Here is a 16,877-nt window from a genome sequence, read left to right as displayed (position 1 = left end):
CGGGTCGGGTTGTCCTGATCCTGCACAGCCGGGTAAGTTTATGCAATGCAGTCAGTTATTTATATATCGGGATTTGCGACTTCCCGGGTTCTACCAGGGCGACGGGCGGGCTAGGGTTTCAGAATGTCGCAACCATCGATTCTTCTATCCGGCCGTCTGATCAAAGCGCTGTTTCTGGCGTTTCGGCGGTTCAGCGAGAAAAACGGCTTTGTCATGAGCAGCCATGTCGCCATGTCGATGATGATGGCGTTGTTTCCGTTTGTGCTGTTCACCGTGGCGCTGGCAGGGACGTTGTCGCAAGGCTATGTGACGGACGAGTTGATCGACCTGATTTTCGGCGCATGGCCACAGGATGTGGCTGGTCCGATTGTGTCCGAACTGCGGGCGGTTCTTCAGGGGTCAAGCTCGGGCGTGATCACGATCGGCGGTTTGCTGGCGGTGTATTTTGCTTCGAACGGGGTGGCGGCGGTGCGGGCTGCGATGAATCAGGCCTATCACGATCATGACAGCTGGCCCTTCTGGAAGACGCGGCTGCTGTGTATCGTTCTGGTCATTCTGGGCGGGGCCGCCATTCTGATCGTCGCCGCGGTCGAGGTCGTGCTGCCCGTCTACACAACGCTGGTGTCCAAGCATACGGACGTGGATGTCTCGACCTGGCTTTCGGTGGACCGGCTACGCTGGACCTTTACCGTGGCCGTGCCTGTGGCGACCATTCTGTTGGCGCATCTTGTTCTGCCGACGCGGCGCCACCGGGTGATGCAGATCCTTCCAGGTGTGTTGCTGACCCTGCTGCTGTTGGGAAGCGGCGGCTGGGCCTTTTCGATCTATATCGCCCAATTCGCCAGCTACAGCGCCACCTATGCCGGTCTGGCCGGGGCCATGGCGGCGCTGATCTTCCTGTACCTTTGCGCGGCGATCCTGATCCTTGGTGCGGAATATAACGGCGCGCTGATGGACCTGCGCAGCGAGGATGAGGGCGCATGAAGTGGCTTACCTTCGCGGTTCCCGTGTTGATATCGGGGATCGCCTACGCTCAGACCCCATCTTACGTCGGATCCGAGCAATGCGCAGATTGTCATACCGAGGAAACAGCCGCCTGGGCCCAATCCCATCACGCATTGGCCTGGGCCGGGATTGAAGACGGGGCGCTGGTCGCGGATTTTGACGGCACGGTGTTCGAACATGACGGCATGTCGGTCCGCTTCGGTTATCGTGGTGCGACGCCTTATGCGGATGTGACCGAGAAAGATGGCGCAACGACCAGCTATGACGTGCATTCCGTCGTCGGGATCGAGCCTTTGCAGCAATATCTGTTCGAAACCGAACCCGGACGATTGCAAAGCTTTGATGTGGTCTGGGACACCGAAAACAAGCGTTGGTTCCACCTCTATCCCGATCAGGACCTGCCGCCGGATGACGGGCTGCATTGGACCGGGCCGTATAAGAACTGGAACGCACGCTGCGCCGAATGCCACGCCACAGGATTCGAAAAGAACTATGACGTGCAAAGCCGAACCTATCAGTCCCGTCAGGTCGAAATCGGTGTCGGGTGCGAGGCCTGCCATGGTCCGGGCTCGGCGCATATCGACTGGGTTGGCGGAAAATCGGTTGCAGAAGGTCTAAGCGAGTCTGGCTTTCTGATGTCATGGGGCAGGGGCCAGACCGAGGCGGAAATCCAGCAATGCGCCGGGTGCCATTCCCGGCGCGAGGCGCATGAGCAAGGCAACCCTCTGCCCGGCACGCCCTATCACGATGCCTATAATCTGGCCCTGTTGCGGCCCGGAACCTATCACCCGGACGGGCAGATACTGGACGAGGTTTATGTCTACGGCTCGTTCCTGCAATCGAAGATGTACGCGCAGGGCGTTGGCTGTATGAACTGCCACGAACCCCATAGCGCCGAGTTGCGGGCCGATGGCAATGGCGTTTGCACGCAATGCCATTCCCCGGCGGGCAACCCCGATTTTCCGACTTTGGCGCGCAAGGAATACGACACGCCTGCGCATCACCACCACCCCAAGGACAGCGTGGGTGCGCAATGCAAAACCTGTCATATGATCGAACGTGTCTATATGGGCGTCGATGGTCGCCGCGATCACAGTTTCCGCGTGCCGCGCCCGGATTTGGGGCTTGGACAGGACGCCTGCACCGATTGCCATGTGGACAGGGATCAGCCATGGGCAACCGCCCGGATTGAAGAATGGTTTCCGAATTCATCGCATCGCGGCCCGCATTTCGGGTCGGCCTTTGCCCCGGCGATGGCGGGGCAGGCAGACAGCCCCGAAGGGTTGCTGGCCATTGCTCTCGACCCCGCACAGCCGGGCATCGTCCGGGCCACGGCAGCTTATCTTTTGCAACCGTTTGGCTCTGCAGACGTGGCAGAGGCGACAGTTGCGCTGCTGGCGGATGCCGACCCGCTAATACGGGCCAATGCGGTCGCCTTGCAGCGACAGGCATCCCTCGTCGATCAGGTGCAGCGGCTTGAGCCGCTTTTATCTGATCCGTTGCGCAATGTGCGTATATCGGCGGCGAAAGAGTTTCTGAACATTCCGCCCCAAGCCCTGACACCGGATCAGCAGGCCCTGGCCGGGCAGGCGATGTCCGAATGGCAGGGCGCAATTGCCAACCGTCTGGATTTCCCCGAGACCCATATGGTGCTGGGCGGCATGGCCTTGACCTTCCGCAATGCACCTGCCGCCGAACGGGCGTTTCGCGAGGTTGTCACGCTTGATCCGCAACGGGCCGAGGCCTGGCCGATGCTTGTGCAACTGGCGCAGATCAACCGGGGGGCGGATGCAGCACGTGAGGTAGTGAAAGAAGGCCTAGGGCGCATACCGGATGACCCAAACCTGCAAGAATTGTCCAGACAAATCGGGCCATAACATTGGCATCTGCCTGCCCGTATCGCGCCATTTTCCCGGCAAATTCTGACGTTAACCCTTAGGTCGAGCGTGTCGGCCTAAGGTGCAGTCAAAGGTGGCAATATGTCGAAGCATTCAAAGAAACTGACCATTCCACGGGGGAAGTGGGTCTCGCTTGACCAGCGGATCGCGCAGTTGCGCGAGCAAAAGCCGGTTGATCTGAACCACGGAGAGGGCCTGATGCTGCAAGGCATCGCAACCGCATCGCTGAGAGAGCAGCGTTTGCCCGGCCAGATCTCGCTGGAAGATTAACTTCAGCCGCGAAACCCGGTTGCCACCACGAATTTTTCGGAACTGTCTGAACGCGATGCGGGTGGTTTGACGTTGGCAACCTTGTCGAATTTCTGCTTCAACAGTTTCTGCAAATCGCCCTCGGCCCCTCCGGCCAGAACCTTGGCAACAAACGTGCCGCCTTCTTCCAGCACGTCGAACGCAAAGTAGGCAGCGGTTTCACACAGTGCCATGATCCGCAAATGGTCGGTCTGTTTATGCCCCGAAGAGGCTGCGGCCATGTCCGACATCACCACATCCGCTTTGCCACCCAGCCAGTCTTTGACCTTTTGATCGGCATCATCTTCCATGAAATCCAGCACATGCGCTGTGGCTCCGGCCACGGGTTCAACCTCTTGCAGGTCGACGCCCAGAACCGTTCCGATCCGCTTGCCACTTTTCTCGCCCAGCGCGTTCACCCGTTTGACGGCCACTTGCAGCCAGCCACCCGGGGCGCAGCCCAGATCGACCACGCGTGCGCCGGGCACGAGAAAGCGGAATTTCTCGTCCAGTTCCAATATCTTGAACGCCGCGCGCCCGCGATAGCCTTCGGCCTGCGCACGTTTCACATAAGGGTCATTCAACTGCCGCTCGAGCCAGCGGGTCGAGCTGAGCTTGCGCCCGCGCGCAGTCTTCACCTTGACCTTCAGGTCGCGTTGCCCACGGCCTGAGGTGTTTTTGCCACTCGGTGTCTTCGCCATCAGAACGGTCCGTCTTCCAATACACCGTCCGCACTCATCTGCGCATAAAGCAGACCCTCGCGCAGCCCCCGGTCCGCCACGGAAAGGCGGTCGGTGGGCCAGCATCTAAGCAGCGCCTGCAAAATGGCCGAGCCGGACATGATCAGGGCCTGCCGGTCATCCCCGATCCGGGGGTCGCGGCGGCGCCCGTGAGGGCCGAGTTCTAAATACCCGCGTATGACTTTGTCAATCTGATCGCTGGTCATGCGCAGACCGTCCACCTTGGTCCGGTCATAACGTTTCAGCCCCAGATGGGACGCCGCAACTGTGGTCACAGTGCCGCTGGTGCCGACGATCTGAAACCCGGCGCGGGCCTGTTCGTCCTTGTAGGGGGCAAAATCGGCCAGATTTTCTTCGAAAAACCAACTCATCAGGGCGAAACGGGCCGAGTCATCTTCGACATCGTTGAACTGATCGCGCAGCGTGGCGACGCCCAAGGGAACGCTGATCCAATCCACCACCTTGGCGGCGGGAAACGGGCTGTCGGCAGTGTGGAACCCATTGTGGAGGCGCATGATTGCCGCCGGACGGTCGCGGCGCGGAACCGAGGAAATGTCGATCCACACCAACTCGGTCGAGCCTCCGCCTATGTCGACGACCAGTAATTGCTCGGTCTTGGTCGAAACCAGCGGCGCGCAGGAAATGACGGCCAGACGCGCCTCTTCCTCGGGCTGGATGATCTCAAGCGTCAGGCCGGTTTCGCGTTTGACCTGCCGTATGAAATCGCGCGAGTTTTTGGCCCGACGGCATGCCTCGGTCGCGACCAAACGCATGCGTTTGACCTTGTTGCGTTTCAGCTTTTGCTGACAGATTCGCAGCGCCTGGACGGTGCGCGACATCGAGGCCCGGGACAGCCGCCCGGTCCGTTCCAGACCCGCGCCCAACTGCACGGATTTGGAGAAACTGTCGACCACATGGAACCCGCTACCCTTGGGTTGGGCTATCAACATGCGGCAGCTATTTGTCCCCAGATCCAGCGCGGCATACAGCGCATCTGGATCGGGTCTTGCCGGCGCGGGGCTTTCGACCGCCTTCGGGAACGCGCCCGCACCTTTGGGACGCTTGGGCGCCATTCGTCACGCCCTCCGATTTTCGAGTTAATTTGACCCTAGGCGGGGGATCGCCGACGCGCAAGTGATTTCAATTTTGAATTTAACGTGAGTGTCACACAGCGTTCATACTGGAATGCGATCCCCGCGCGGGATCCCCGATACGGGATTCTCTACCAGCTTTCAGCCAGATACGGAGATTGCCATGAAAGACGAACGCACCCTGTCCTTTGATGAATACGATGAGGTCGTAAACCCACGCCCCGAAGAATGTGAATTTGATCGCGTGGTCGAACGCGCCTTGTCGCGTCGCGGATTCCTGGGCGGCGTTCTGGCCATGGGCAGCTTCACCGCCGTTGGCGGCGCGCTTATTCCTTCTGGCGCGCGTGCTGCAGCGGACCGGTTCTCGTTCGAGGCGATCCCTGTTTCCACCGCAGACGATGTCATTGTACCGCCAGGCTACAAGGCCGAAGTCATGGTGCGTTGGGGTGACCCGCTGTGGTCTGATGCGCCCGAGTTTGATCACGCGACCCGTGGGACGGCTGCCAGTCAGGAGCGCGCCTTTGGCGACAATACCGATGGTCAGGACGTGTTCTATCACGACGGGCACGTGTTGCTGGTGGTGAACAACGAATACACCAACCGCGACATTCTGTGGGGCAACAACCCCGATGCCAAAGCAGCCTCGGACGACGACGTCGCCAAGGGCATGATGGCCCATGGTGTGACCGTGGTTGAGATCGCCAACACCGACGGTACATGGGGCATCGTCAAGGACAGCCCGTATAACCGCCGCATCACGCCGCAGACTGATATGACGATCACCGGCCCTGCCGCTGCTCATGATTTGATGAAAACCGCTGCTGATCCAACCGGGACCACTTCGAAAGGCACCTGGAACAACTGCGGCAACGGTATGACCCCGTGGGGCACGTACCTGGCCTGCGAAGAGAACTTCAACGGCTACTTCTCGGCAGAAGACGAAAACCACGAGGTCAGCGCCGAACTCAAGCGCTATGGAGTCTCGGCCAGTGACTGGGGTTATGGCTGGGCCAAGATCGACGACCGTTTTGATGTGTCGAAAAACCCCAACGAGCCGAACCGCGCCGGTTATGTGGTTGAGATCGACCCGACCGATCCGAACTCGACCCCGCGCAAACTGACCGCTTTGGGTCGGTTCAAGCATGAAAACGCCGAAGCGGTCGTTAACAATGACGGTCGTGTTGTCGTGTACATGGGCGATGATGAACGCGGCGAGTTCCTGTATCGCTTTGTCTCGGACGGCGTCTATGCCGCTGGCGTGGACACCAACGCCCTGCTGGAAAACGGCACCCTGTCGGTCGCCAAGTTCAATGACGACGGCACCGGTGAGTGGCTGGATCTGACGCCCGAGACAACGGGTCTGGCCTCGCAAGCCGAGATCAGCATCCACACCCGTCAGGCAGGCTCCGCCGTTGGCGCGACCACCATGGACCGCCCGGAATGGGTTGCTGCCAACCCGAACGTGGCCGAGGTGTATTGCTGTCTGACTAACAACAAGAACCGGGGCGTCAAACCGAATGCCGGGGGTGACGACACCTCGGTCAACGGTCCCAACCCGCGCGAGGCCAACAACTACGGCCAGATCGTGCGGTGGCGCCCGGACGGTGGCGATCACACTGCCTCGGGCTTTGCTTGGGATCTATATGTTCTGGCGGGTAACCCCAATGTGCATCAGGATGCCTATGGTGGCTCGGACAACGTCAACGCCGACAATATGTTTAACTCGCCCGATGGTCTGAAATTCGACAGCAACGGCCTGCTGTGGATCCAAACCGACGGCAACTATGGCAACGAAGGCGATTTCGAAGGGCAGGGCAACAACCAGATGCTGGCAGGTGACCCGGTCACCGGTGAAATCCGTCGCTTCCTGGTTGGTCCGAACGAATGCGAAATCACCGGCCTCAGCTGGTCTCCGGATCGTCGCACCATGTTCGTGGGCATCCAGCACCCGGGCGAGGACGGCAACAGCCACTGGCCGGAAGGGGGCGATGCAGTGCCGCGTTCGGCGATCATCGCGGTGACTCGCGAAGATGGCGGGCTGGTGGGTTAACCCCTCTGGACCCTTAAAAACATGCCCCGGACGCGGTTTCCCGTCCGGGGCTTTTTGGTTTTATGAAGCGGTTTCATAGTGAATTGAGGATTATGATATGCGCAATTGCAGGGGCACTGTGTAAAAGCCCGGTACACCACCCTGGGCAAAAACGTCGTTTGGAAAGCGTTGGGTGTCGAAAATCGACTGACCCGAGCCCAGATTGAAGTTTAGAACCGCCCCATCGGGTTAGGAGGAATCACAGCAATGCCTGACGTCACCATCGTTTACTGGCGCGACATTCCCGCTCAGGTCATCGTCGGCAAGGGCCGTCGTGGGGCCAAGCGGCAGTTGGAAGAACGGTTCGAGCAAGCCATCGACCGGGCTGCCATGAAGGTGAACGCCAAGGACAGTGATGCCTATCTGGCCGAATGGCGCAAGGCCGAGCCTTTCGCGGTTGAGGGCGACCCGTCCGAGATTGCCGAGGCGCAGGCCGTGCGTCTGGAAACGGAATACGATCAGGACCGCATCAAAGCGCTGATCGCCAATGACGGTTGGGCATGAGCCCGAGACAGCTATGGGAGGCCGCAATGGCTTTGCTGAACTTCAAGAAACGTGATGCGGTCGAAAACGGGCCGGTGAATCCGACCGTCGAAGCCTTCTTGCAAGGCTATTCGATCGAGGTGATGCCCCGCACCGCCGAAAAGGTCGAAGATTTCCGCGCGCTGCTGCCAGAAGGCACCCGCGTCTACATCGCCCATATCGAGGGCACGCCCATCGAAGACATGGTCAAGACCGCCAAGCGTATCGCAGCCGAGGGCTATCCGGTCATGCCGCACTTCCCGGCGCGTATCATCAAGGACGCGGCGACGCTGGAGAACTGGATCTCCATGTATCAGGGCGAAGCGGGCGTCGAGCAAGCGCTGCTGCTGGCAGGTGGCGTTGCCAATCCGCATGGTGATTTTGACAGCTCGATGCAGTTGCTGGAATCCGGTCTGTTCGACAAGGCGGGTTTCAAGCGCCTGCATGTTGCCGGCCACCCCGAGGGCAACAAGGACATCGACCCGGACGGCTCGACCAAAAACGTCGACGACGCGCTGCGCTGGAAACAGAAGTTCAGCGAAACCACCGACGCCGAAATGGCCCTGGCCACACAATTCGCGTTTGATGCCAAGCCTATCATCGCATGGGCCGACAGCCTGAAAGAGGCGGGGATCGACATCCCGGTCCATATCGGTATCGCCGGTCCGGCCAAGCTGCAGACGCTGATCAAGTTTGCCATCGCTTGCGGTGTTGGCCCTTCGCTGAAGGTTCTGCAGAAACGCGCCATGGACGTGTCCAAGCTGCTGCTGCCTTATGAACCGACCGATGTGATCACCGAACTGGCCAACCACAAAGCGGCCAACCCGGATTTCAACATCACCAACGTCCACTTCTTCCCGCTGGGCGGGATCAAGACCAACGCCAACTGGGCGATCAATAACGGCGGCGCTTCGGCAAAGCCTGCAAACTCCTAAGGAACGGATATGACCCGTACAGTCGTAGAATCAAAAACAAAAACTGCCGTTCTGGGCTTTGACGAACCGTTCTGCGTGATTGGCGAGCGGATCAACCCCACAGGCCGCAAGAAACTGGCGGCCGAACTGGAAGCGGGCGATTTCTCGACCGTTGAGAAAGACGCGCTGGCGCAAGTCGCTGCTGGCGCGACCGTGTTGGATATCAACGCGGGCGTTGTCTACAACTCGAACCCCAACCCGAACGAGACCGAACCGCCACTGATGCGCAAGATCGTCGAACTGGTGCAGGGGCTGGTCGATGTGCCGCTGTGCATCGACTCGTCGGTTCCGGGCGCTTTGGAAGCCGGTCTTGAGGCGGCTGAGGGCCGTCCGCTGCTGAACTCGGTCACCGGCGAAGAAGAGCGTCTGGAACTGGTTCTGCCGCTGGTCAAAAAGTACAACGTGCCGGTTGTGGCGATTTCGAACGACGATACTGGCATCTCGGAAGACCCTGATGTGCGCTTTGACGTCGCCAAAAAGATCGTTGAGCGTGCAGCCGATTTCGGCATTCCCGCGCATGACATCGTGGTTGACCCGCTGGTCATGCCAATCGGCGCAATGGCAACAGCTGGTCAGCAGGTGTTCGCTCTGGTCCGTCGTCTGCGTGAGGAACTGGGTGTGAACACCACTTGTGGTGCGTCCAACATCTCATTCGGTCTGCCGAACCGTCACGGTATCAACAACGCCTTCCTGCCGATGGCAATGGGTGCTGGCATGACCTCGGCGATCATGAACCCGGTTGCATTGCCGGTGACGCAGAAAAAGATCGCTGAGAAGAAAGAGGCAGTCGCTGCCGCTGGTATCATCCTGCCCGAAGGCATGGATGATGAGACCTTCGTGCAGATGTTCGGTCTGGGTTCCACCCTGCCGCGCGCCGGTAAGGAAATGGAAGCCATCCGCGCCGCCAACCTGCTGACCAACAACGACCCGCATGGCGGCGAGTGGATCCGTTTCAACAAAGCGCCCGAAGCGCCCGGCGCCGAGGGCGAAGGCCGCGGACGCCGTGGAGGTGGCCGCCGCCGCCGCGCCTGATCCAAAGGCTATCGCAAAATTCAGAGGCCGGGCATTTGCCCGGCCTTCGTCAATGCCGAAGCCCGATGGCCCGGTTGATTTCAACCCCGGTGTTCACTGCGCAATAGGTGGGGAAGAGTGGCCGCGCGGATAGATCGATATCCCGCTGGATCCACTCACGCTCTTCCAATTGATGCAGCGCGGATGACAAGGCGCGATCGGTGATCGAGGCCAGCGTTGTTTTCATGGTCGAAAAGCGCTGCGGGGTTTCCGTCAAGGCCAGTATCGGAACTGACCAACTGCGCCTTAGCAAGGTGAATTCGCTTTCATCAGGAACGGTTGCCACAATTCTGCTTGCGATTTCAGCGGCCTTCACGCCCTCTGCGGTCAATCTGAACTCGGGTCGCAGGGGATGACCGTGACCTGGGTTTCTTTCCAACAGTCCCAATTGAACAAGATGATCCAGACTGGCGGCAAAGGATGTCCGGCTTGCACTGGTCGCGGCAAGCAATGGGGCCTGACGGCCCGGAACCCCAGAATGCAGCGCAGCCATAATATTCAACGACCACGCCCTTGAGGTCAGCTTGACAAGTGTCGCTATGTCCATAAAGTATAGTTAATATAATTTCAGACATAAGGAAAGCGCAATGGCCCTGATTTCTCTGGACAACACGATTACGCTCGCAATCTCGGTTCGTGATCGTCATGCAAGCGCGGAATGGTATGGCGATAAACTTGGCTTCGAATTGATCCACCACATTGACGAAGCCGGGTGGAGCGAAATGCAAACCAAGACCCAAGGCGTGACCCTTGGATTGGGTGAGCAGGCAGAACCAGCGCCGGGCAACACCGTGCCGGTATTCGGCGTGGCCGACATTGCAGCGGCCCGAACTGCGCTGGAAGAGGCCGGAGTGCGGTTCGATGGCGAAACCGAAACCATTGAAGGCATGGTCAGCACCGCAACATTCTACGACCCGGACAACAATGCCCTGATGTTGGCGCAGGATTTGACCACAGCCGGATAAGCACGTGTTTCAGAGGTAAGTCGGGAATACCCTCTGAGTGACCACCACACCTAACAGCCGCGCATTTCCTTGCAATATGGACCTGTTCCGGGAACAGTGACGACGGCGTCGGCTCGTAAAAAGGTGGTCACTATGTCCAAACATCACCCCCCGAAACTCTCGGACGCGGATCTGACCAGCAAGTTGGGAAAGAAGGACTATTTCGACCAGTTGATCGATCTGCAGGCCAAGCTGGCTATCGTTCAGCAGGCGTTTCTGTTTCATGGCCTGAAAGGCGTGATCGTCTTTGAAGGCTGGGACGCGGCGGGTAAGGGCGGCACGATCCGCCGGATCAGCCAAGCGCTGGATCCGCGCAGCTTCAAGGTCTGGCCCATCGGCGCGCCGCGCAATTACTATCTGAACCGCCACTACCTGTTGCGATTCTGGGAGCGTCTGCCGCCCTCGGGCGCAATCTCGGCCTTTGATCGCAGTTGGTACGGGCGCGTTCTGGTCGAACGGATCGAAAAATTGACGCCGGAACATCGCTGGCGCGCGGCTTATGACGAGATCAACGCCTTTGAACGGATGCTGACTGACGACGGCACACGGATCATCAAGCTGTTCTTCCACATCTCGCAGGATGAGCAGATGGAGCGATTCACCGAACGGCTCACAAATCCGCTGAAACGTTGGAAACTGACCTACGAAGATTTCCGAAACCGCGAAAAATGGGCCGAGACAGAGGTGGCAGTGGACGAGATGCTGGCCCGCACCTCGACCCAGAACGCGCCCTGGCACGTGATACCGGCAAACAACAAAAAATATGCACGTATCAAAGCGATGCAGGTTATTGTTGATGCGTTTTCGAAGGATGTTGACCTGAACCCACGCCATCTGGACAGCGAAACCCTGGATGCCGCGTGCGAGGCGCTTGATGTCGATGAGACGCTGATCGAAAGCCTGCGCGCGCGGACCGAGTGAGTTTTGAGCCGAGCCGGGTGACAATCCCGCTTGAACCCCGGTTCCCGGTGGTGCTATCCACTTCCACGCGGCGGGTATGATGTAATGGTAGCCTGTCAGCTTCCCAAGCTGAACGCGCGGGTTCGATTCCCGCTACCCGCTCCAGAGTTTTCCCCATCGGACCAAAATACTGCCGTTCGCTGGTACACTTGCGCGCGGAGTCGCGACCTTAAATTCGAAGCAGATCGCGACCGTGGTCTTTTTGGGTTTACCCCCGGCGTCGGCGACGGCGGCCACCGCCTGTATCGGCGTCTGCGCCGCCCGTGTTAAAGCTGGGCGCGGGCAGGGTGACGACCTGACCGAGTTCCGGGAACGGGTCTATTTTGTGCGGGATGGCGTTGGCGGCGACGAAATGGTCCTGAAACTTCGGCTCGATGGCGGTTTCGATCTTGGTGATCTCGCGCACGACCCGTTCGATCTCGGCGCGCGATCCGATGTTGCAGAGCGCAATCCGCGCACCGGTGCCAGCCGCGTTGCCCGCGCTTGTGACCTTGTCCAGCGGCGCGTCCGGGATCATACCCAGAACCATTGCGTGTTTGGTCGAGATATGGGCGCCAAACGCGCCCGCCAGAACGACGCGATCCACGCGGTCGACCTCCATCTCGTCCATCAGCAAACGTGCACCGGCATAGAGCGCGGATTTGGCAAGCTGGATGGCGCGAATGTCGCCTTGGGTGACGGTGATGCGCGGGCCGCCCTCGGCGCTGGCGTCGTGGATAAGGTAAGCGTGGGTGCGGCCTTCGGGCACGCAGCGGGGGGTGCCGGTCTGCTCGGCCGACCCGATCAGGCCGCTTTCGTCCAGCAGCCCTGCAATGCGCATCTCGGCAACGGCTTCGATGATGCCGGACCCGCAGATGCCGGTGATGCCGGTGGTGCCGATGTCCTTGTCAAAGCCGTCCTCGTCGGACCACTTGTCCGACCCGATGATGCGGAACCGGGGTTCTTTTGTGACAGGATCAATCTCGATCCGTTCGATGGCACCGGGTGCGGCGCGCTGGCCGGAACTGATCTGAGCGCCCTCGAACGCAGGCCCGGTGGGCGAGGAACAGGCCAAAACGCGGCTGGTGTTGCCCAGCAGAATCTCGGCATTGGTGCCCACGTCGACGATCAGCACCAGATCCTCGGATTTGCCCGGCTCTTCCGACAGGGCCACGGCGGCGCAGTCCGCGCCCACATGGCCCGCGATGCAGGGCAGGATGTAGACCTGCGCGCGCGGGTTCATCGCGGTGAGGTCCATCTCTCGCGCGGGCAGGGACATGGATTCCGACGTCGCCAGCGCAAAGGGGGCCTGTCCCAGCTCGACCGGATCGAGGCCCAGCAGCAGGTGGTGCATGACCGGGTTGCAGACAAACACCGTCTCGACAATCAGCGCGGCGTCAATCCCGGCCTCCTCGGCGATCGAGGTGGTCAGGTCGTTGATCGCCTCGCGTACGGCCCTGGTCATCTCGGCATCGCCGCCGGGATTCATCATGGCGTAGGACACACGGCTCATCAGGTCTTCGCCGAACCGGATTTGCGGGTTCATCAGGCCCGAGGACGCCTTGACCTCGCCGGTTTCCAGATCGGTCAGATGCGCGGCGATTGTGGTCGAGCCGAGGTCGATGGCCAGACCATAGAGGCCGTGTTCATGCAGGCCGGGCCAGATCTCGACGATACGGCCCACCGTGTCCTTGTGGCCTTTGTGGACGGCGACCGTGACCTCCCATTTCCCTTTGCGTAGAACCGGTTGCAGCTTGGACATCAGCGACAGATCGGCGGTCACGGCGTCGATGTTCCACTGCTGGCGCAGGGCGCGTTCCAAGCGCTCCAGATCGCCGGTGGGGGAATGCATGTCGGGCTCTTCGACCACCACAAAATACAGGCGCGTCGCCGGGTCCATGGTGATGGCGCGCGCGGCGGCGGCCTTGCGGACGACCTGGCGGTGTACCTGGCTTTCGGGCGGGACGTCGATCACCACATCGCCCTGAACAGATGCCTGACAGCCCAGACGCCGACCGGGTTTCAAGCCGCGCTTGTCGTCGTAGCGCTGCTCAACCGCGTTCCATTCGCTTAGCGCGTCTTCGGATACGGTGACGCCATGCTTGGGAAACTCGCCATAGCTTGGCGTGATCTGGCATTTCGAACAGATACCGCGCCCGCCGCAGACCGAATCCAGATCGACGCCCAACTGGCGCGCTGCGGTCAGAATCGGGGTGCCGACGGGAAAGTGCCCGCGTTTGCCGGATGGGGTGAAGACGACAAGAGGGTCGGTGGTCATGAATGGCCTGCCTTTGTATTCGCGCGTATGCGGCGCAAGATATGAGTTTATGCGCAAAGGGAAAGGCCATTCAGCGGCAGGTTTTGATCAACCAGCGTCGTTTTGGGCGCGGCATTCCCCGACATTTGGCAACAACTTGGGGTCAGGGGCTTTTCCTTAGGGTTGATCCATGCAATAGGGTCACCGCCAAACGGGCTTTTGCATGGGGTGAACAGATGCAGATTCGTGAGGCGCTTACCTTTGATGACGTTCTCTTGGTGCCGGGGGCATCCTCGGTCTTGCCTGCAACGGCGGATACCAGCACGCGTGTGACGCGGCAGATCACCATGAACATCCCGCTGCTCAGCTCGGCCATGGACACGGTGACCGAGGCGCGCATGGCGATTGCGATGGCGCAGGCGGGTGGCATCGGGGTGATCCACAAGAACCTCTCGGTCGAGGAACAGGCCCGCGAAGTGCGCCGGGTCAAGCGGTTCGAATCGGGGATCGTCTACAACCCGGTCACGCTGCGCGCGGATCAGACGCTGGCTGACGCGCAGGCGCTGGTGCAGCGGTATAATTTCACCGGTTTTCCTGTGGTGGACGATCAGGGCCGTGTTGTTGGCATCGTGACAAACCGCGATATGCGCTTTGCGACCTCGGACGACACGCCGATCCACGCGATGATGACCTCGGACAATCTGGCGATGCTGCAAGAGCCTGCGGATCTGGAAGAGGCCAAAAGCCTGATGCGCGCTCGCCGGATCGAGAAACTTCTGGTTGTCGATGGTGAAGGCAAGCTGACCGGACTGTTGACGCTGAAAGACACCGAACAGGCGGTCCTGAACCCAACTGCCTGTAAAGACACCCTTGGACGTCTGCGCGTCGCGGCAGCAACCTCGGTTGGCGATGCCGGATTTGAACGGTCCGAGTTGCTGGTCGATTCGGGTGTGGACATCATTGTTGTCGACACCGCCCATGGCCATTCGCAAGGCGTTTTGGATGCGGTGAAACGGGCCAAGACCCTGTCGAATGAGGTTCAGATCATCGCAGGCAACGTGGCCACGGCGGATGCGACCAAGGCGCTGATCGATGCGGGGGCGGATGCGATCAAGGTTGGCATTGGGCCGGGATCGATCTGTACCACCCGGATGGTGGCTGGTGTTGGCGTGCCTCAGCTGACCGCGATCATGGATTGTGCGGCTGCCGCCGGGGACGTTCCGGTGATTGCCGATGGCGGCATCAAGTTCTCGGGCGATTTTGCCAAGGCGATTGCGGCGGGTGCGTCCTGCGCCATGGTTGGTTCGATGATCGCAGGGACAGACGAAAGCCCGGGCGAGGTGATCTTGTATCAGGGCCGTTCGTTCAAATCCTATCGTGGCATGGGCAGCCTGGGCGCGATGGCGCGTGGGTCTGCGGACCGGTATTTCCAGAAGGACGCCGCCAATGACAAGCTGGTGCCTGAAGGGATCGAGGGGCAGGTGCCCTACAAAGGCTCGGCCAGCGCGGTTGTTCACCAATTGGTCGGTGGTCTGCGGGCGGCCATGGGCTATACCGGCTGTGGCACGGTCGAAGAGATGCGCAAGAACTGCAATTTCGTTAAGATCACCGGGGCCGGTTTGAAGGAAAGCCATGTGCATGACGTTCAGATCACGCGTGAAAGCCCCAACTACAGGGTGATGTGATCCGGTATTTGGATGCAGACGGCACCCTTTAGCGGGTGCCGTTTTGCATTTGCGCCGCGCGTAACAGGAAACGGAATAGGCAATGACACCTGCAGCCCGCATTCAGGCCTCGATTGAAATTCTGGATCAGATTTTGGATGGCGCGCCGGTTGAAAAGGCCTTGACCGGCTGGGCCCGGCGCAGCCGGTTTGCCGGGTCAAAAGATCGCGCGGCGGTTCGGGATCATGTATTTGATGCCCTGCGCTGCAAGCGGTCCTTTGCCGCGCTTGGCGGCGCATGCACCGGGCGCGGGCTTATGATCGGGGCAATCCGTGCAAAAGATGGCGATGTGGACACCCTGTTCACTGGCGATCGACATGCCCCTGCACCTGTTCAATCCTCCGAGACTGCGCGCGCGGTCACGACGGATGCGGAACGTTTTGACATCCCAGAGTGGCTCTGGCCTCGGTTCTCGGCTTCGCTTGGAGATGACGCCATAGCGGCGGCTGAGGCTTTGCAAAACCGGGCTCCGGTGCATCTGCGGGTAAACCTTCTGAAGGCCGACTTGCCCCTTGCCACGGAACGCCTGAAGGCCGACGGCATAACCGCTCACCCGCTGGGGATCTGCCCAACGGCTTTGGAGGTAACCGAAGGCGCGCGCAAGATTGCGCAGAGCCGGGCCTATCTCGACGGTCTGGTCGAGCTGCAGGACGCCGCGAGCCAGGCGGTCGTCGCGGCGCTGGACATGCGGTCGGGCCAGCGGGTTCTGGATTATTGCACTGGCGGTGGCGGGAAGGCTTTGGCCTTGGCCGCGCATCAAGGGGTCGAGGTCTTTGCGCATGACGTGAATGCCGCGCGGATGCGGGACCTGCCCAACCGGGCCGAACGCGCCGGTGCCAAGGTGACGTTGGTAACGTCAGACGAGTTGGCCCGACACCAGCCGTTTGACATCGTTCTGGCCGACGCGCCGTGTTCAGGCAGTGGCTCATGGCGGCGCGCGCCTGCGGGCAAATGGGCGCTCACCGAGACGCGATTGCAAGAACTGACCCGCATTCAGGCGGATATTCTGGTCACGATTGCGCCTTTGGTCCGGGACGGTGGCGTACTGGCTTACGCGACCTGTTCGATGTTGGATAGCGAGAACGCAGACGTTGTTGACGCGTTCCTGAATGCAAACCCGGAATGGCGTGAACAGCTACGCAAATCGTGGCGAGTGGCGCACGGAACGGACGGATTCTTTACGGCACACTTGACGCGGTAGCGCGTCACCGAATAGCAACCTTGGGTAGAAGCCCGTTGTTCGATTTTCGTTAAGCGGGAATTAACCAAATTGGG

15 protein-coding genes and 1 tRNA gene are annotated in these 16,877 nt (G+C 60.3%); 12 read left to right on the top strand and 4 right to left on the bottom strand.

The annotated features are described in order from the left end of the window. The first annotated feature begins 123 nt into the window (after positions 1 to 123). From ACR0KX_RS07875 to ACR0KX_RS07865, 3 genes are all read left to right on the top strand, one after another. Positions 124 to 984 (top strand): YihY/virulence factor BrkB family protein, encoded by an 861-nt coding sequence (locus tag ACR0KX_RS07875; protein WP_170518742.1) that lies wholly within the window; start codon positions 124 to 126, stop codon positions 982 to 984. Further along, on the top strand, positions 981 to 2,882 hold the full coding sequence (locus ACR0KX_RS07870; protein WP_480708217.1) for a cytochrome c3 family protein: 1,902 nt from the start codon (positions 981 to 983) through the stop codon (positions 2,880 to 2,882). Before ACR0KX_RS07875 ends, ACR0KX_RS07870 begins: the two co-directional genes overlap by 4 nt. 102 nt (positions 2,883 to 2,984) lie before the next feature. After that, entirely contained in the window at positions 2,985 to 3,173 is a 189-nt protein-coding gene (locus ACR0KX_RS07865; protein ID WP_170621833.1) for a hypothetical protein, read from the top strand. A 2-nt stretch (positions 3,174 to 3,175) separates the two neighbouring features. Here the strand turns inward: ACR0KX_RS07865 and ACR0KX_RS07860 are convergent, their stop codons facing one another. Together ACR0KX_RS07860 and ACR0KX_RS07855 are read right to left on the bottom strand one after the other, a co-directional pair. Further along, on the bottom strand, positions 3,176 to 3,892 hold the full coding sequence (locus ACR0KX_RS07860) for an RlmE family RNA methyltransferase (protein WP_170450566.1): 717 nt from the start codon (positions 3,890 to 3,892) through the stop codon (positions 3,176 to 3,178). Further along, positions 3,892 to 5,004, bottom strand: a complete 1,113-nt coding sequence (locus tag ACR0KX_RS07855) for a Ppx/GppA phosphatase family protein (protein ID WP_170518736.1) — start codon at positions 5,002 to 5,004, stop codon at positions 3,892 to 3,894. The genes ACR0KX_RS07860 and ACR0KX_RS07855 overlap by 1 nt, the downstream gene beginning before the upstream one ends. A gap of 181 nt (positions 5,005 to 5,185) precedes the next feature. Here ACR0KX_RS07855 and ACR0KX_RS07850 point away from each other — a divergent pair, with 181 nt between their 5' ends. The 4 genes from ACR0KX_RS07850 to ACR0KX_RS07835 all read left to right on the top strand — a co-directional run bounded on the left by ACR0KX_RS07850 (position 5,186) and on the right by ACR0KX_RS07835 (position 9,639). After that, positions 5,186 to 7,072, top strand: a complete 1,887-nt coding sequence (locus ACR0KX_RS07850; protein ID WP_170621832.1) for a PhoX family protein — start codon at positions 5,186 to 5,188, stop codon at positions 7,070 to 7,072. 246 nt (positions 7,073 to 7,318) lie between these two features. Continuing rightward, a complete protein-coding gene (locus tag ACR0KX_RS07845) occupies positions 7,319 to 7,615 on the top strand; it encodes a virulence factor (RefSeq protein WP_170373668.1) in 297 nt (98 codons plus the stop codon). Positions 7,616 to 7,641: 26 nt separating this feature from the next. After that, on the top strand, positions 7,642 to 8,568 hold the full coding sequence (locus ACR0KX_RS07840) for a methylenetetrahydrofolate reductase (protein ID WP_170450572.1): 927 nt from the start codon (positions 7,642 to 7,644) through the stop codon (positions 8,566 to 8,568). A gap of 9 nt (positions 8,569 to 8,577) precedes the next feature. After that, entirely contained in the window at positions 8,578 to 9,639 is a 1,062-nt protein-coding gene (locus tag ACR0KX_RS07835; RefSeq protein WP_170450574.1) for a methyltetrahydrofolate cobalamin methyltransferase, read from the top strand. A 49-nt stretch (positions 9,640 to 9,688) separates the two neighbouring features. Here the strand turns inward: ACR0KX_RS07835 and ACR0KX_RS07830 are convergent, their stop codons facing one another. Next, the gene (locus ACR0KX_RS07830; protein WP_480708215.1) at positions 9,689 to 10,171 is read right to left on the bottom strand and encodes a winged helix-turn-helix transcriptional regulator; all 483 of its coding nucleotides are present in this window, start codon (positions 10,169 to 10,171) and stop codon (positions 9,689 to 9,691) included. 94 nt (positions 10,172 to 10,265) lie between these two features. Between ACR0KX_RS07830 and ACR0KX_RS07825 the strand changes: the two genes are divergently transcribed. The 3 genes from ACR0KX_RS07825 (at position 10,266) to ACR0KX_RS07815 (ending at position 11,747) form a co-directional block, all read left to right on the top strand. Then, positions 10,266 to 10,643 carry a VOC family protein gene (locus tag ACR0KX_RS07825; protein WP_170621831.1) on the top strand — a complete coding sequence of 126 codons (378 nt, stop codon included), beginning with the start codon at positions 10,266 to 10,268 and terminating at the stop codon, positions 10,641 to 10,643. Between the two features lie 132 nt (positions 10,644 to 10,775). Then, positions 10,776 to 11,603: a polyphosphate kinase 2 family protein gene (locus tag ACR0KX_RS07820; RefSeq protein ID WP_480581089.1), complete on the top strand. Its 828-nt coding sequence runs from the start codon at positions 10,776 to 10,778 to the stop codon at positions 11,601 to 11,603. Positions 11,604 to 11,673: 70 nt separating this feature from the next. After that, a tRNA-Gly gene (locus tag ACR0KX_RS07815) sits at positions 11,674 to 11,747 on the top strand. A 103-nt stretch (positions 11,748 to 11,850) separates the two neighbouring features. Here the strand turns inward: ACR0KX_RS07815 and ACR0KX_RS07810 are convergent. Then, positions 11,851 to 13,899, bottom strand: a complete 2,049-nt coding sequence (locus tag ACR0KX_RS07810; RefSeq protein WP_170621829.1) for an ASKHA domain-containing protein — start codon at positions 13,897 to 13,899, stop codon at positions 11,851 to 11,853. A 215-nt stretch (positions 13,900 to 14,114) separates the two neighbouring features. On the opposite strand from ACR0KX_RS07810, the gene guaB reads away from it, so the two are divergent. Then, a complete protein-coding gene (gene guaB / locus ACR0KX_RS07805) occupies positions 14,115 to 15,563 on the top strand; it encodes an IMP dehydrogenase (protein ID WP_170450584.1) in 1,449 nt (482 codons plus the stop codon). 82 nt (positions 15,564 to 15,645) lie between these two features. After that, positions 15,646 to 16,803: an RsmB/NOP family class I SAM-dependent RNA methyltransferase gene (locus ACR0KX_RS07800; protein ID WP_170621828.1), complete on the top strand. Its 1,158-nt coding sequence runs from the start codon at positions 15,646 to 15,648 to the stop codon at positions 16,801 to 16,803. Positions 16,804 to 16,877: the final 74 nt, after the last annotated feature.

Source organism: Ruegeria sp. BG5, from assembly GCF_056538425.1.
The sequence above is the reverse complement of the archived record's forward strand: the minus strand, read 5'-3'. Positions and strand labels throughout refer to the sequence as shown.

Coding starts and splice junctions, on each gene's coding strand:
- ACR0KX_RS07825 (WP_170621831.1), top strand. CDS start 10,266: ATGGCCCTGATTTCTCTGGACAACACGATTACGCTCGCAATCTCGGTT.
- ACR0KX_RS07835 (WP_170450574.1), top strand. CDS start 8,578: ATGACCCGTACAGTCGTAGAATCAAAAACAAAAACTGCCGTTCTGGGC.
- ACR0KX_RS07860 (WP_170450566.1), bottom strand. CDS start 3,892: ATGGCGAAGACACCGAGTGGCAAAAACACCTCAGGCCGTGGGCAACGC.
- ACR0KX_RS07810 (WP_170621829.1), bottom strand. CDS start 13,899: ATGACCACCGACCCTCTTGTCGTCTTCACCCCATCCGGCAAACGCGGG.
- ACR0KX_RS07850 (WP_170621832.1), top strand. CDS start 5,186: ATGAAAGACGAACGCACCCTGTCCTTTGATGAATACGATGAGGTCGTA.
- ACR0KX_RS07830 (WP_480708215.1), bottom strand. CDS start 10,171: ATGGCTGCGCTGCATTCTGGGGTTCCGGGCCGTCAGGCCCCATTGCTT.
- ACR0KX_RS07820 (WP_480581089.1), top strand. CDS start 10,776: ATGTCCAAACATCACCCCCCGAAACTCTCGGACGCGGATCTGACCAGC.
- ACR0KX_RS07855 (WP_170518736.1), bottom strand. CDS start 5,004: ATGGCGCCCAAGCGTCCCAAAGGTGCGGGCGCGTTCCCGAAGGCGGTC.
- ACR0KX_RS07845 (WP_170373668.1), top strand. CDS start 7,319: ATGCCTGACGTCACCATCGTTTACTGGCGCGACATTCCCGCTCAGGTC.
- ACR0KX_RS07870 (WP_480708217.1), top strand. CDS start 981: ATGAAGTGGCTTACCTTCGCGGTTCCCGTGTTGATATCGGGGATCGCC.
- ACR0KX_RS07840 (WP_170450572.1), top strand. CDS start 7,642: ATGGCTTTGCTGAACTTCAAGAAACGTGATGCGGTCGAAAACGGGCCG.
- guaB (WP_170450584.1), top strand. CDS start 14,115: ATGCAGATTCGTGAGGCGCTTACCTTTGATGACGTTCTCTTGGTGCCG.
- ACR0KX_RS07800 (WP_170621828.1), top strand. CDS start 15,646: ATGACACCTGCAGCCCGCATTCAGGCCTCGATTGAAATTCTGGATCAG.
- ACR0KX_RS07865 (WP_170621833.1), top strand. CDS start 2,985: ATGTCGAAGCATTCAAAGAAACTGACCATTCCACGGGGGAAGTGGGTC.
- ACR0KX_RS07875 (WP_170518742.1), top strand. CDS start 124: ATGTCGCAACCATCGATTCTTCTATCCGGCCGTCTGATCAAAGCGCTG.